Below are 14,062 nucleotides of genomic sequence, written 5' to 3'. Positions count from 1 at the left end.
CACCCGGTACTGACAACTCCCCCACGATGAGCCCGGTCAGCCGTCGAGACGGAACTCGCACCACACCGCTTTGCCGCCGCCGCGCGCCTCCACGCCCCACACGTCGGCGAGCAGGTCCACCAGGAGCAGACCCCGCCCGGAGACGCCCTCCTCGCCCGCCTCACGGCGCCGGGGCAGAGCGCTGGAGGAGTCCTCGACCTCGATCCGCAGTCTGCGCTCACCGTCGTCCAGCGCCCGCAGGGTCACGATCGCGGAGCCCTCGGTGTGCATCAGCGCGTTGGTGATCAGCTCGTCGGCGACCAGCTCGATCTCGTCGGCGCGGTCGTCGGCGCCCCAGGAGCGGACCGCGGCGCGGATCATGTGCCGGGCGTGGGTGAGGGCCTCGGGGTCACCGGGGACCACGTGCTGCTGCAGCCGGCCGCCGGTCCGCGCGGCCTCCGGGGTGCGGCGGCGCAGCAGGAGCAGCGCCACGTCGTCGTCGCCGCCCCGCTCCTCGGCCAGCTGGATCAGCCGGTCGGCAAGCTCACGCACGTCCTCGGGGCCGTCGGTGACGAGTGCCGTGAGGCGCTCCATGCCGTCGTCGAGATCGGTGCCGGGCTGTTCGACCAGCCCGTCGGTGCACAGCAGCAGGGTGTGGCCGGGGTCGAGTTCGAGGGTGGAGACCGGGTACTCCAGCCGGCTGAACTCGGCGGACAGACCGAGTGGCAGCCCGCCCTCGACCGGGACCCGGCAGCACGTGCCGTCGCTGTGCCGGATCAGCGGATCGATGTGGCCGGCGCGGACCGCCTGCACGACTCCGGTGGACAGGTCGGCCTCGGCGTACAGGCAGGTGGCGAAGCGGTCGGTGTCGAGTTCGTGCAGGAAGACGGAGGCACGGGCGATCACGGTGGCCGGGGTGTGGCCCTCGGCGGCGTAGGCGCGCAGCACGATCCGCAGCTGGCCCATGACGGCGGCGGCGTGGGTGTCGTGGCCCTGGACGTCGCCGATGACCGCGCCGACTCGGCCGCCGGGCAGCGGGATCAGGTCGTACCAGTCGCCGCCGATGTCCCGGCCGAGGGTGCCCCCGGCCGTGGCGGCGCGGTAGCGGACGGCGATGTCGGCGCCGCGGACGCTGGGGATGGTGCGGGGCAGCATGGCCTGCTGCAGGCCCTGGGCGAGGTCCTTCTCCTGCTCGTAGAGCATGGCCCGCTGCAGGCTCTGCGCGATGCTGCTGCCCAGCGCGACCAGGACGGCGCGCTCCTCGGTGGAGAAGCCGCGCCGGTCGCTGTAGAGCAGCCCCATCGCGCCTATCGGACGGGCCTGGGCGATCAGTGGCAGATAGGCGGCCGAGGTGATGTGCAGATCGGTGAGGTACGGCCACAGGATCGGGTAGCCGTCGGCGAACTCCTCGGGTGACTCGATGAAGCGCGGCACGAGCGTGCGGACGACCTCGCTCATCGGGTACGGCTCGTCGATGCGGTTCACCTGGCTGCCGGCGGGCACGAAGCTGCCGACGGGGGCCTCGGCGACGACGCGGATCCGGCCCGCCTCCACCAGGCCCATCACCAGGCTGGTCGCGCCCAGGCGGCGGATGCCGTGGGTGTCCTTGAGGACGTCGATGACGTCCCGGACGGTACGGGCGTGGGCCAGGGCCGCGGAGACGACCTGGACGATGTTGGTCTGCTGGCGGAAGGCCTCGTCCTGGGCGGCCCGCAGGCTGCGTGTCCCGCTGTCGGCGAGTTCCTCGGTGGCGTCGCGGACGATGCCCACGACCCGGCGCGGGCGACCGGAGTCGTCCCGGCGGATGTAGCCCTGGGTGTGGGTCCAGCGCGGGGTGCCGTCGCGGCGGCGGATACGGAAGTAGGTGCCGTAGTTCTCGCTGCCGTCCTTGATGGCCCGGGCCACGACCGCGTCCAGCCGGGCCGCCTCGGGCTGCGGCACCCGGACGATCAGGGACTCGGGGCGTCCGTCGTATTCCTCGGGCAGCAGGTCGAACACCTGGTATGCCTGGGCGTCCATGTGGAACAGGCCCGTGTCCAGGTCCCAGTCGAAGGTGCCCATGCGATTGAGCGCCAGGATCGGGTCCGGGTGGGCGGGCCAGTCCTCCGGGAGTGACATGGCACTCGCTCCCCGATCTGCCATGGGCCCACCTTGCCAGGATTCACCGGATTCTTCGACCTGATCGTCCGGTGGGATCGCGGGCGTCCGCGGCCGGTGCCGGCGGACTCAGCCGCCGGGCAGGGCCGTGGGGGTGTCCCGGGTGCCGTGGCCCGTCGCGCCGGGCCCGATGGCCTGGTCGCTCGGGATGCCGTACGGGACCAGTCCGCCGTCGGGGAGGTCGGTGCCGGGCGGGCCGACCCCGTCGAGCGGGCCGACCCCGTACGGCGGGTCCGGGGCGTCGGGCGGGTCCGGCGGGAGGCCGGGGGAGGGCGGGGTCCACGGGTCGGTCGTACCGGGGAGCGTGGTGTTCCGCCCTGCGGGCCGGTGCGGTGCCGTCGGGGTGGCGGTGCCGGGTGACGCGCCGGTCGTGCCCGGCGAGACTCCCGGCCGGGTCTGCTGCGGGCCGGGTGGGATGCTCGACGGCGGTGCGGTGCCCGCCGCGGCCGTGTCCGTCGGGACGGGGGCGTGGGGGGCGGCGGTGGCCCAGGTGGGCGCCGGTACGACGTGGTCGTCGCGTACGTCGTGACCGATCCGGCGTTCGATCCAGGTGCGGGTCTCGACGTTGACGATGGTGAAACTGGTGACGGCTCGCGGCGCCGGCGTCACCGCGATCACCTGGTCCGGGCGGTACCCGGCCCAGGCGCTGCCCCGGGCGCCGAAGCCGCCGTGGGCGGGCGCGGGTGATCCCAGCGGATTGCCGCAGGCACAGCGCACGCGGGGCACGCCCCGGTTGTCGACCAGGACGGCCGTGCCGGCCTGGAGCACGGCCTGGTAGGCGACAGCGTCCCCGTCGCGGTAGCCGTGGTCGCTGACCCGGGTGTCGGCGCGCAGCACCACCGGGGTGAGGCCGTGCAGATACCCGGTCAGGCCGCCGCCGGAGACACCGGCCGTGCGGGCGAAGGCGCCGGCCTTGGCCCGGTCCGCCGTGAGATACCCGATCTGCCGCGCGACATCACAGCCGGCGACGCGGGCGGTGCCGCCGTAGAGGCCGGGGGTCGCGCCGGACAGGACGCGCATCGCCCGCGGAGGTGGTACGAGCAGTGCGGCGGGCACCGCCGGCCGGGAGGACGCGGCGACGGGCGATCCCGTGGCGCTGACGCCCAGCGCCGCACGGGCGGTGGGATCGGCGCTGCCCGTGCCGGGTGCCGCCGGCGTGGCGGTCGCGCTGACCGTGGAGCCGGTGAAGGGGTCGGGCCCCTGCGCCGCCGCGGGCAGAAGATAGACGTCCACGCCCATCCGTGCCGCCTTGACCCCCGGGCGGACGCAGCCGGCGACGAAGAGCGCCACCGAGAGGGCGCAAACGAGGGCGATGGATCCGGTGGGTATCCGCACCGTACACTCCGCATCACTGTGGGTGACTTCCCCCCATTGTGTGCATTACGCCTGTTTGGCTGGCAACTCGGGGAGAGCCCATGATGAAGAGGACACCGGCTGTTTGGCCGTGACGAAGGGCGCGCACAGCCGTGGACTGGTTCACCGCTCCCGACTACTGGCTGAGCCGACTGGTCTGCCAGCGGGCTCTGGCGGCCGTGTACCTGGTCGCGTTCCTGACGGCGGCCCTGCAGTTCCGGGCTCTGCTGGGCGAGCGCGGCATGCTGCCGATCCCCCGTTTCGTGGCGCGGATCCCCTTCGGGCGGGCCCCGAGCCTGTTCCATCTGCACTACTCCGACCGCTTCTTCGCGGGCTGCGCCTGGGGCGGTGGCGCGGTGTCGGCGGCGCTGCTCGCCGGCGCGGACTCCCTGTTGCCGCTGTGGGCCGCGATTGCGCTGTGGCTGGTGCCGTGGGCGCTGTATCTGTCGATCGTCAACGTCGGCCAGACCTGGTACGCGTTCGGCTGGGAGTCGCTGCTGCTGGAGACGGGTTTCCTGGCCGCGTTCCTCGGCAACGACGAGGTGGCGCCGCCGGTCGTCGTCCTGTTCCTGTTGCGCTGGATCCTGTTCCGGATCGAGTTCGGCGCCGGGCTGATCAAGATGCGGGGCGACGCGTGCTGGCGGAAGCTGACCTGCCTCTACTACCACCATGAGACACAGCCCATGCCGGGCCCGCTGAGCTGGTTCTTCCACCATCTGCCGAAGCCGCTGCACCGGGTCGAGGTCGCCGCGAACCACTTCACCCAACTCGTCGTGCCGGTGCTGTTGTTCACCCCGCAGCCGATCGCCTCGGCCGCCGCCGCCCTGATGATCGTCACCCAGCTGTGGCTGGTGCTGTCCGGCAACTTCTCCTGGCTGAACTGGATCACCATCGTGCCGGCCCTGTCCGCGCTCCGGTTTCCCGCATCCGCGCCGTCCGTGCCGGAGGCGCCGCTGTGGTACGAGGTGCTGGTGCTCGCGGTCGCGGCCCTGCTGGTCTTCCTGAGCTACCACCCCGTGCTGAACATGATCTCCCGCCGCCAGGTCATGAACCGCTCCTTCGACCCGCTGCACCTGGTGAACACGTACGGCGCGTTCGGCAGCGTCAGCCGGGTCCGCTACGAGGTGGTGGTCGAGGGCACCCTTGACGCCCTGCCGCGCGAGGACTCCGACTGGCGGGAGTACGAGTTCCGGGGCAAGCCGGGTGACACCCGGCACTGGCCGCGCCAGTTCGCCCCCTACCATCTGCGCCTGGACTGGCACCAGGTGGATTGGTACAAGGAGCGTAGCATCCAGGGCTACCGGGTACTTGAGCGCGCCGACCAGGAGGTTCCCGCCGATGCGGTGTGGCAGGAGTACAGCTTCCACGGCAAGCCGAGCGAGCCGCAGCGGTGGCCACGCCAGTTCGCGCCCTATCACTTGAGGCTTGATTGGTTGCTCTGGTTTGTGGCCCTCTCCCCCACCTACGGCCTCGACTGGTTCGACGGCTTCGTCTTGCGGCTCCTGCTGAACGATCGTGACACGATGCGCCTGATTCGCCACAACCCCTTCTCCGACCACCCTCCGGCGTTCGTGCGCGCCCGCCTCTACCGGTACCGCTTCACGACCTGGCAGGAGCTGCGAGCGACACATGCCTGCTGGCACAGGGAGTACGTCCGAGACCTGGTTCCCCCCATCCGTTTGCGCCCACTCCCCAGCTCTCACATCCCAACTTGAGGGGCGAGAACTAACCCCCGACTCGGGGTAAACCGGGGGCTAGCGGGTCAGGGGCGTTACCTACGCGCCAATCTCCCCATGGTCCACAGCGCTGACGAACGCGGCCCAAGCCGAGCGACTGACGACCAGGGCGGCTCCGTCCTTGTCCTTTGAGTCCCGGACGGGCACGGCCGGCAGTCCGTCAACGACCTCGACGCAGTCTCCGCCGTTGTTGGTGCTGTAGGTGCTCTTACGCCATGCCGCATCGGGCAGGCTGTTTGCGCGGATCACGATGATTCCTTCATGACGTCGGCGATCAGGTCGATCGACGCTTGCACGGACAGGGCATCGCCCATGAGCAGATCATAGGCTCGTGCAGCCGCTTTGAAATCTGCTGGATCCGCCAGAAGTTGGCCCCGGAGAAAGCCGTCCACGTGGACCACCGGCAGCGTTGGAGCGTCCTTGGTGCCTTCCTTGAAGGTGAGGGTATGGAAGGCACCAGCGATGCCGGAGTGGGCGCCGACGCTGAAGGGCAGGACCTGAATCACGATTGACGGCCGTTCGGACAGGTCCAGCAGACGCTGTAGCTGCTCACGCATCACCCTGTCGTCACCCACCTTCCGCCGCAACACGGTTTCGTCTATGACAACCCACAGCTCTGGGGGGTTGTCCCGTTCGAGGATGGTCTGTCGTTCCATGCGGGCGTCAAGCAACGTGTCCACGTCGTTGGTTCGGCCGACAGTCAGGGTTGCCTTGGCGTAGTCCCTGGTCTGCAAAAGTCCAGGGACGACCGACGGCCCAAACGTACGGATGACGGCTGCTTGTTTCTCCAGTTCGACAAACGGCCGGAACCAGCTCGGATACGCATAGAGGATGACGAGCGGCCACAGCCGAGTCAGATGGTCGTCCGCGTCCAGAAACTCGTCAGCCTCCTTCGCGAAGTCTTTTGACGGCACTCGCACAGCGTTCTCAATCTTGTTGACGAGGGTCCTCGTGCAGTGGGTGGCCTTGGCCAACGCATCCTGAGATGCCCCCTTCTTGGCGCGTAGCCGCCGCACCTCGGACCCGAAGAACGCCAGCAGCGAATCCTTGCCTTCCAGGTCCTGTTCCTCGACCGCCACCCTCAACCCTCCCTGTGACAAGCCCTGTTGTCACCGTGACCAGCGCATCCGTCACGACGAAACCTCTGTTGATCGTAGCGCCGCAGGGCAATCATCTAACTACGAACAGCAACGACATCCCCCTGAGAGGTTCCCGTGAATCCCCCCATCACGCGCGACCCGGAGACAGCCGAGGCGACGCTCGAAGCAGAGGAAGCAGCGATGGCACTCGGCGGCGCCTTCGAAGAGGTCAGCATCAGGCTCCCCGGACTGCGTGTGGATCAGGGCGACTTCCGGGTGCAGCTCGGCGCTTGCAACGTCGGGGTGGCGCTTGCCCTCACCAGCCTCGCGCGGGACGCCGCGACCCTTCGCCGCAGGTACCCCAAGGAGTCCGTCAATGCCCAGCCGTGACGCTACGGACGCCTTGGCTCATCTCCAGAAGGCTCTTCTGGGCGCTGGCATCATCGTTGATGCGGGGATTGATCCCCTGGGCTGCTTCCTGTGGCTCAACTGCCTGGGCATCGAGCAGGCCGAAGAGTTGGCACTGCGCATCGAGGCAGGCACCGAAGCAAGGGTGGTCCACCTGTGACGATCAAGACGCTGAAACGCTTCAGGCGCTGGAAACCAACACAGGACGGCGCCCTCTGGGGTGGCCTACTGCTGTTCGTCGTTTGGGCGTCCGCAGTCACCTTCATCATGTCCGCCGTCCTCCAGGGAGGGCACTGATGCGGGACGACGAAGCCCCCGAGACCAAGAACAGCACCGATTCATCGAAGCTCGTCCAAGACATGTACCGGAACACCCGGAACCTATCGAGCGAGCTGCACAACGCCGAGTACACCGCTGACTTCGATAACCAGGATTGGAAGGAGTACGCGCTAGGGCTCGGGAGTGCCTTCCGTGCACTAGACACGTTCCTCATACAAGGTGGCCCCTTCCCACACGAGTGGGTCATGGGCATCACCACCCCGTGAACGCCCGCTCTACCGGCTGACACCTCGATGGCTCCCACACCACATCGACAACCCCCGGTAGAGCGGGTTCCAGCCCCTCTCTCCGCCCCGGTGCACTCCTCCCGCACACAACAGGCGGGGCGGGGAGAGGTCACCCCCTTGTAGCTCAGTCAGGAAGAGCACGCTTCGCGCCGCCCTTTAATGCGGATACGGACGGTCCGGCGCTGGCGAAGACTCCGGTTCGAGTCCGGACGAGGGGACTCGCAAAACAACTGCATAACGACCCCTTGTAGTTCAGTCAGGAAGAACGCCTCATATGCGCCAAACGCCAACTCCTAGGCATATCGCAGGGCGCGGGGAGACTCTCGGTTCGACTCCGGGCAAGGGGACTGCTCGACCTGCTCTGACGGGTAGGTCGAGCCGCAAGGCACCACAACTCGAACAGAGGAATGCATATGAACCTGATCGAGGCGCTTCCCCTCGGGCGGCCGGCACCGATCGGCACCGCTCCCGTGGGACTGCGGCCGTACGCGCTTCAGGGTGCGCGATTCCGCGTCTCTGACCTGACGGCCCCGATCGTGGAGACGCGTGTCTACGACCCCGTGGCGCAGACCGCCTCCATGGGCGACGGCACGCCGCTGGTCGCCATGGCCACGAGCAAGAAGACCAACCCGGATGGTGACGTGAAGAACCCCCCGCCGAGCGACGAGGGTAGCGACCCCGGGTACATCGAGTGACCGTGCTTGTAGTGGACGGCCCGTTCGAGGCTGGCACCGACCTCATCGTCGGCGAGCTGGTCTCGGCGGGCGTCCCCGTCTTCCGGATGGACACAGCTCAGTTCCCGCTTGAGCTGGAGCTCCGATCAACATTCGACAAGGGCCAGTGGCAGGGCGCGCTGGCCACCGAGCAGCGCAGCGTTGAGATCTCGGATATCAAGGCCGTGTACTGGAATCGCCCTGGCATGTTCCGGCTCCCCACCCTCTCTGAGGCTGATGAGCACTACGCTCGCGGAGCGGCCAGGATCGGGTTCGGTGGGGTGCTGGCAAGCATCGACGCTCCCTTCATGAACCACCCGTCCAGGGCGACCTTCGCGGAGTTCAAACCACAGCAGCTCCGCGTTGCTGACGCTGTCGGCCTGACGACGCCGCGAACCCTCATCACCAGTGATCCGGATGCCGTGAGGCGGTTCGCACAGTTCATTGATGGCCCGATCATCACGAAACCGCTGGGCATCCCTGTCGTTGCGCATGAGAGCGGGTGGGATCAGATGTATACCCGCCGTGCGGACCTGTCGGACCTCGCTGGTGTTTCGGTCACTGCTCACCTGTACCAAGAAGAAGTCGAAAAGGACTTCGAGGTACGCGTCATGCTCATCGGGGACAGCTGCTACAGCGCACGCATCGACGCTGGCAGCGACCAGGCCAGGATCGACTACCGGTCCGACTACGACGCCATCACCGTCACCCCCGTGTCCACCCCCGCAGCGGTGCAAGAGTCCTTGCGGGGGTACGCCGCCGTGTTCAAACTCGCGTACTTTGCGGCCGACTTCATCGTCAGGCCCACGGGCGAGTGGGTGTTCCTTGAAGCGAACCCCTCTGGCCAGTGGGCCTGGGCCAATTCCACGGACTTGCCTCTCGCTTCCGTCTTCGCCAAGACTCTGGAGGAATGGTGCAAACGTTGAACTGGAAGAGCATGGCATCGAGCCTTGCCACCGAACTTCAAGAGTCGGGAGACCTCACGACAAAACGCCTGATCGAGGCCGTCTCCTCGACTCCCCGTCACCTCTTCGTTCCCCGGTACTTCCAGAACGCGGGCGGTGCTCCGACCCTGTGGCAGGAGCGCACGGAAACGGACGGCGATGACTGGCTCAGGCCGATCTACTCGAACCTGACGCTGGTCACCGCACTCGACCAGGCCGAACAAGTCACGGGGGGCTGGCACGGCACTCCCACGTCGTCCAGCACACAACCCAGTCTCACGTGCCGCATGATCGAAGCCCTCGATATCCAGAGCGACGATCACGTACTGGACGGTGGCCTCGGCACCGGATACCAGGCCGCCCTAATCGCCACACAGCTCAGCCGCGGCAACCAGATGAGCGCCTGTGACCTCAGCGGCACTTCCGAGGCCAGCGAGCGTCTGAAGCAGCTCGGACTCAACATCGGTGTAGTTCCGGCCGACGCGACGACGCACAACTTCAACAGGACGTTCGACAAGGCCATCTTCTCCTTCGGCCTGCCTCGGGTCACGCCCACGATCCGCTCCGCTATGGCTCCGGGCGGACGTCTGATCGCTAACGTCTTCGGTCCCCTCAGCGCCGCCATGGTGCTCCTGGAAGCCCACGAGGACGGCAGCCTCAGCGGTCCCTTCCTGGAGGACGGGGGCGCGTTCATGCCCGCACGCCATGAGGACGAGACCGCCGTGCAGAGTGCAGAAGTGGCGCCCGGCTCCCAGGGGTACACCGACATCCCCGTCTCGATCTTCGACGACTACCACTTCAAGTTCTGGCTGGCCGCCCATCTGCCGGGCGTGGACCTCCAGTACGGTGTGGAGGAAGGCCAGTCGATGCGTCGTCTGGTCATGCCGGATGGCCGGTGGTGCGAGGTCGTCTACAACGATGACAAGGCGAACGAGCCGAGGTTCCACGGGCAGGGCGAGCCGGAGGTCTGGGAAACGCTTCGATGGGCCTGGCAGTGGTGGACGGAGCACGACATGCCCCGTTGGGAGCGCTTCGGCCTGACAGTGACTGACACCGAGCACCGACTCTGGTACGAGGCGCCTAGTGGGGAGTCGTGGGCCCTGCGGTAACCGTTGCCCTGGAGGAGCAGGCGACACATACCGGTCCGTGAGAACCCATCTTTGAACCTCTGACGATCTCACAAGCTCATAGCGGAAGCGCCGCCTCCGGCCCGCGCCGTGCACCAGGCCGGAGGCGGCGCTTCGCTGCCACGATCACGGCAGGATGTCGCTGACCTGGCGGAACCCTAGCCGTTGCAGCAGGTCCAAGAACCGTTGGTTTCCTCGGCGTGCCACCCCGGAGGGCAGAACGGCTCGCTCGGAAGGCTGACGGCCCAGCACTGTTGCGCCGGAGCGTGGCTCGGGGCTCCGGCGGCGGCTGAGACCGCCGGCCCGCCCTCCGCGTGCACCAGCGGGACAGTAGTGCCGGACAGCGCGGCGGTCATCATGAGGGTCACGGCAGCTCGTTTGAGCAGACGCATGAGGGTCTCCTGTCGTCGACTGGACGGTGTCCCTGAACTCCCTGGAGTGCGGGAGGTGTGATCAGCTGCTCAGGGCGGGGATCGATGCAGGTGCGGATGCCAGAACTCCAGCGTGGCGGTGGTAGCAGCGACCGCAGGGCGGATACGCATGTTCATCCTCGGAAGCCTTGGCTGGGGGCCTGCCTGATTAGTCTTGCGGCCTCCCGGACGGGGCACCACCCGATTCACCTGAAGGGGTGATTCTCCTGAACCGGCCTCGCCCCGGACCTGAGGCAGCCCGAACGCGCCGGGCCTACAACCCGGCTCCGGGACCGTCCGCAGCCGCGATCCGCAGCGGGCGGTGTCCCTGCTCGTCGAACGAGGCGCGAGAGGGAGACCGTCAGAGGTTCAAGGATGGGTTCTGAAAGCGAAGGCCCCCTCCGAAGAGGGGGCCTTCCAGCAGCGAAGATCACTTCTTCTTGTTGACCTCGTCGTACTTCTTCAGGAAGTCGGCGGAGGCGTGCTGCCGAGTGTGCTTGTCGAGCGCTTCACCCTTGAGCTTCTTCTCGAACGCCTCGTTGACCCAACCGGGGATGCGTCCCTGCGCCGCGACCGGCAGGGCCGGCTTGCTGAGCGTTGCAGCCCAGGCGCGTACGTCGGAGGCGTCCGGGCCAGCGGAGGTGGACGGCTTCTTGGCTGAGGCCGGCCGTGCCGTGTAGCCAGGCGCCGGCGTGCCAGCCAGGACGACACCGGCTTCACTCAGAGCCTCAAGGAGTGCTTCCCGCGCCTTCTGGTATGCCCTATCCAGCTTGTCAAGGTTCGCAACCACCTCGGCGTCTTCGACCTTACCCTCGTAGTCGTCGCCTTCAACGGTGAGTTCAACGAGCTGTGAAACCCTCACGATCACTCCCTGTTGGTCGAGTGGGTCGTAGCAGAAGTGTCACAACCCAACTACGGCTTAGCCTACCGAGCGGAGCTGGAGGGCATCAACCCCTCCGTGATCCTGGTACACGATCCGATGAACCCCAGCCGACTTGATGAGCTTCAGGCAGTCCTTACAAGCCGACCTGGTTATGTAGATCGTGGAGCCTTGGCACGAGGCCCAGTCAGCGTAGAGCAGCGCATTCGCCTCGGCATGTGTTTCAACACAGTACTCGTATGAGGTGCCGGAAGGGACTTTCGAGAGGCACCGCGGGCATTCTCCAGCGCTGCACGACGGGCCGCCTGGATACGACCCGTTGTATCCCGTAGAAACGATTCGCCGGTCAGGGCCGACCACCACAGCTCCGACACGACACCGGCAGCAATCGCCTCGTGCAGCGACAGCCGTAGCGATTCCGATGAAGTATGTATCCCAGTCTGGGCGAACATCGAGGTCGCTCACTGGCCATTCTCGCGATTCTTCTGGTCGTAGTCGGCTGAATCGATCAGCATTTGAAGGGTGACCTCGTTGTCTGCGCAGCAAGTACAGCCGCCTTCGGCCACGGTTTCCCCGGAGGGATCATGAATGAGAGCGGTGTATCCGCATTCGTCGCCCTCCACGTAGTAGTCCGCGTAGCTCACTCGCCGGCCTCCACGATCTGAGCGGAGGAGGGAATCATGATGATCTGCCAGACATTCGCAGCCATGCCTTCGGCCAGATCCTTCGGGAGGCCGCACTCCCTTGCTTCCTTCATGACTAGGCCGCTTAGGCGGGCGGCCTTGAAGGCGGTGGACGCAACGTGCTCCAGGGCCTTGCCCTCCAGCTCCTTGGCGAATTCGCCAATCAGATCCTCGAAGCCGTCCATCTCGCTCATGCTGCCTCCCTGTGAATCGTGTTGCACAGATCGCAGAACTGACCTTCGGCCATGTATCCGCAACCCCAGCTCTTTCCGTAAACCGACACGTCGGTGTCGATGAGTACGCCGCTCATGACTTCCTTCATGATCTGAGCGGCCTTTTCCGTAGCCCTGAGAGCCTGCTCCTCCGGGAACTGGAAGATCACTTCGTCATGGACCGGCAAAAGCATGAAGGGGCCATATCCCGCTTCAACGAGCCGGAGGATTGCTCGACCGGTAACGTCCCGGCTCGCGCTTTGCACGGAATAGTTCAGGGCGGCGTAAGGGCGCCGCTTGTCCACGTACAGGCGTCGGCCGGTGTTCGTGGTGATGTAGCCCTTGCGGCGCGCTTCACGCTGAAGCTCCTCGGAATACTTCTCGACGCCAGGGAAGACCTTGAAGAAGCCCTTGATGGCTCGCTCAGCGACCTCCCGAGTGACGCCGGCCTGGCTCATCAGTGCGGCTGGACCGCCTCCGTAGACCGTGAGGAAGTTCGTCATCTTCCCCGTCTTACGGTCCACCTCAGCGGCGTCCGCGGTGATCTGATGCAAGTCGGCTTCCTCTCGGAAAGCCTTCTTCATCGCTTTGTCTCCCGACAGGGCTGCCAGAACTCGAAGCTCCTGCGCCTTGTAGTCAACAGCGCAGATGACCATCCCTGGATCGGCGACGAATCCCCGCCTAACCAGCGAATCCCCGGAGGGAAACGTCTGTGCCGGTATCGCGCCGGAGATTGACATCCTGGCTGTCCTGGCTCCCGTCGAGTTGATCGAGGCATGGAGCCGGTCTTCCGAGTCCCGGTTGGTCAACGCGTTGTCGAACCATGTGCTCTTGGCTTTGGCCGCCTTCTTGCCTCGGTAGATGGCCTCGCACAACGGGTCATCCATGTGAGCCTTAAGCAAGTGGTCGTCCACCTTGGGCTGTCCGGTCGGGGTCGTCTCGGTGGGGATGACGCCCCGGCTGATGACTGCTGCCCCGACCTGCTTGGGGCTGTTGATGTTCTCCAGCCCGAGCTTCGCCGCGATGTCCTTGTAGTGGTGCTCCGTGGAGGCCAGCTCGGCTGCTCGCTCCTCGATGTACGGCACGTCGGCCTTGATGCCGCGACGCACCATGTAGGCGCAGGCGGCTGCCAGTTCGTGTTCGTACCGGACGAGCTTGCGGGCCGTGGCCGGAATCTTGGGCTTGAGGAGCTTCACCAAGCGGTAGGACAGGATCGGGTCCATACCGGCGTAGAGGTTGAAGCCCTCGTGCTCCAAGGGGATCACCGGCCATATGTCGGCCTTCTTGACTCCCAGCTCCTTGGCGATGACGGTCATGCTCGCCTTCACCTCATCGGCCACCGTCGCGGAGACGTAGTGGCGGGTGAGTTCTTCGAGCGAGTGACCTATACCGCCGTCCTTCCGCCCCCTGCTGTCTACGAGGTGGGCGGTGATACGGGAGTCCACGAGGCGGGGGAAGACGGACTCGGCCGGCACTCCCCAGACTCGGTCCATGCAAAGGATGTCGTAGGTGCCGTTCTGCATGGCCAGCTTCTCGACCCAGCCAACGGCTTTGATGGCGTCTTCTTGGAAGAGGCCACCCCTCTCGGTGGGGAGGACGTAGCTCTCGTAGGCGTTGCCGAACTGCGCAAGGCGAATACGGAACCCGTCCTCCCACCAGGAGAGGCCGTCGGTCTCAGTGTCGAAGCCAAGGGCTTGACGGTTGTTCACCACAAAGCGGCGAAACTCGGGAAGATCAGCTTCATCCTCGACTACGTTGATCCGGACTTCGGAGCCGTTGATGTCGTAGTTGATGACCTTCATCCAGTTCCTCCGA

At 66.5% G+C, this 14,062-nt stretch carries 16 protein-coding genes and 1 tRNA gene; 8 read left to right on the top strand and 9 right to left on the bottom strand.

Annotation, left to right across the window (positions count from 1 at the left end; translation table 11 throughout):
• Positions 1-36 precede the first annotated feature (36 nt).
• Both AV521_RS00915 and AV521_RS00910 read right to left on the bottom strand, forming a co-directional pair.
• A complete protein-coding gene (locus AV521_RS00915) occupies positions 37-2,121 on the bottom strand; it encodes a SpoIIE family protein phosphatase (RefSeq protein ID WP_076082245.1) in 2,085 nt (694 codons plus the stop codon).
• Between the two features lie 84 nt (positions 2,122-2,205).
• A complete protein-coding gene (locus AV521_RS00910) occupies positions 2,206-3,471 on the bottom strand; it encodes a DUF6777 domain-containing protein (RefSeq protein WP_076082243.1) in 1,266 nt (421 codons plus the stop codon).
• A gap of 131 nt (positions 3,472-3,602) precedes the next feature.
• Between AV521_RS00910 and AV521_RS00905 the strand changes: the two genes are divergently transcribed.
• Entirely contained in the window at positions 3,603-5,204 is a 1,602-nt protein-coding gene (locus AV521_RS00905; protein WP_079249060.1) for a lipase maturation factor family protein, read from the top strand.
• Positions 5,205-5,264: 60 nt separating this feature from the next.
• Here the strand turns inward: AV521_RS00905 and AV521_RS00895 are convergent, their stop codons facing one another.
• Together AV521_RS00895 and AV521_RS00890 are read right to left on the bottom strand one after the other, a co-directional pair.
• Positions 5,265-5,474 (bottom strand): DUF397 domain-containing protein, encoded by a 210-nt coding sequence (locus tag AV521_RS00895; RefSeq protein WP_256725376.1) that lies wholly within the window; start codon positions 5,472-5,474, stop codon positions 5,265-5,267.
• The gene (locus AV521_RS00890; RefSeq protein ID WP_076082241.1) at positions 5,471-6,304 is read right to left on the bottom strand and encodes a helix-turn-helix transcriptional regulator; all 834 of its coding nucleotides are present in this window, start codon (positions 6,302-6,304) and stop codon (positions 5,471-5,473) included. The genes AV521_RS00895 and AV521_RS00890 overlap by 4 nt, the downstream gene beginning before the upstream one ends.
• Positions 6,305-6,439: 135 nt before the next feature.
• Here AV521_RS00890 and AV521_RS00885 point away from each other — a divergent pair, with 135 nt between their 5' ends.
• The 7 genes from AV521_RS00885 to AV521_RS00860 all read left to right on the top strand — a co-directional run bounded on the left by AV521_RS00885 (position 6,440) and on the right by AV521_RS00860 (position 10,044).
• Positions 6,440-6,694 carry a hypothetical protein gene (locus AV521_RS00885; RefSeq protein ID WP_143658560.1) on the top strand — a complete coding sequence of 85 codons (255 nt, stop codon included), beginning with the start codon at positions 6,440-6,442 and terminating at the stop codon, positions 6,692-6,694.
• Positions 6,681-6,872, top strand: a complete 192-nt coding sequence (locus AV521_RS00880) for a hypothetical protein (RefSeq protein WP_076082238.1) — start codon at positions 6,681-6,683, stop codon at positions 6,870-6,872. Before AV521_RS00885 ends, AV521_RS00880 begins: the two co-directional genes overlap by 14 nt.
• 136 nt (positions 6,873-7,008) lie before the next feature.
• Positions 7,009-7,257, top strand: a complete 249-nt coding sequence (locus tag AV521_RS00875; RefSeq protein ID WP_076082236.1) for a hypothetical protein — start codon at positions 7,009-7,011, stop codon at positions 7,255-7,257.
• Positions 7,258-7,391: 134 nt separating this feature from the next.
• Positions 7,392-7,496 (top strand) — tRNA-OTHER (locus AV521_RS49005).
• Positions 7,497-7,691: 195 nt separating this feature from the next.
• Positions 7,692-7,973, top strand: coding sequence for a putative ATP-grasp-modified RiPP (tgmA, locus tag AV521_RS00870; protein ID WP_076082234.1), 282 nt, complete (start codon positions 7,692-7,694; stop codon positions 7,971-7,973).
• Complete coding sequence (locus AV521_RS00865; protein ID WP_076082233.1) at positions 7,970-8,917, top strand: MvdC/MvdD family ATP grasp protein; 948 nt, start codon at positions 7,970-7,972, stop codon at positions 8,915-8,917. Before tgmA ends, AV521_RS00865 begins: the two co-directional genes overlap by 4 nt.
• Positions 8,914-10,044: a hypothetical protein gene (locus AV521_RS00860; protein ID WP_076083364.1), complete on the top strand. Its 1,131-nt coding sequence runs from the start codon at positions 8,914-8,916 to the stop codon at positions 10,042-10,044. The genes AV521_RS00865 and AV521_RS00860 overlap by 4 nt, the downstream gene beginning before the upstream one ends.
• Before the next feature lie 858 nt (positions 10,045-10,902).
• On the opposite strand, the gene AV521_RS00855 is transcribed toward AV521_RS00860, so the two are convergent.
• Genes AV521_RS00855 through AV521_RS00835 form a run of 5 tightly spaced genes read right to left on the bottom strand, consistent with a single transcriptional unit; the run spans position 10,903 to position 14,049 of the window.
• On the bottom strand, positions 10,903-11,334 hold the full coding sequence (locus AV521_RS00855) for an Lsr2 family protein (RefSeq protein WP_076082232.1): 432 nt from the start codon (positions 11,332-11,334) through the stop codon (positions 10,903-10,905).
• Positions 11,335-11,391: 57 nt separating this feature from the next.
• Positions 11,392-11,817: a deaminase gene (locus tag AV521_RS52500; RefSeq protein WP_076082231.1), complete on the bottom strand. Its 426-nt coding sequence runs from the start codon at positions 11,815-11,817 to the stop codon at positions 11,392-11,394.
• The gene (locus AV521_RS00845) at positions 11,814-11,996 is read right to left on the bottom strand and encodes a hypothetical protein (protein WP_076082230.1); all 183 of its coding nucleotides are present in this window, start codon (positions 11,994-11,996) and stop codon (positions 11,814-11,816) included. Before AV521_RS00845 ends, AV521_RS52500 begins: the two co-directional genes overlap by 4 nt.
• The gene (locus AV521_RS00840) at positions 11,993-12,229 is read right to left on the bottom strand and encodes a hypothetical protein (RefSeq protein ID WP_076082229.1); all 237 of its coding nucleotides are present in this window, start codon (positions 12,227-12,229) and stop codon (positions 11,993-11,995) included. The genes AV521_RS00845 and AV521_RS00840 overlap by 4 nt, the downstream gene beginning before the upstream one ends.
• Positions 12,226-14,049: a DNA polymerase gene (locus AV521_RS00835; protein WP_076082228.1), complete on the bottom strand. Its 1,824-nt coding sequence runs from the start codon at positions 14,047-14,049 to the stop codon at positions 12,226-12,228. Before AV521_RS00835 ends, AV521_RS00840 begins: the two co-directional genes overlap by 4 nt.
• Positions 14,050-14,062 lie beyond the last annotated feature (13 nt).

Source organism: Streptomyces sp. IMTB 2501, from assembly GCF_001953885.1.
Lineage (GTDB): Bacteria > Actinomycetota > Actinomycetes > Streptomycetales > Streptomycetaceae > Streptomyces.
This window is presented reverse-complemented; position numbering and strand designations above follow the sequence as displayed.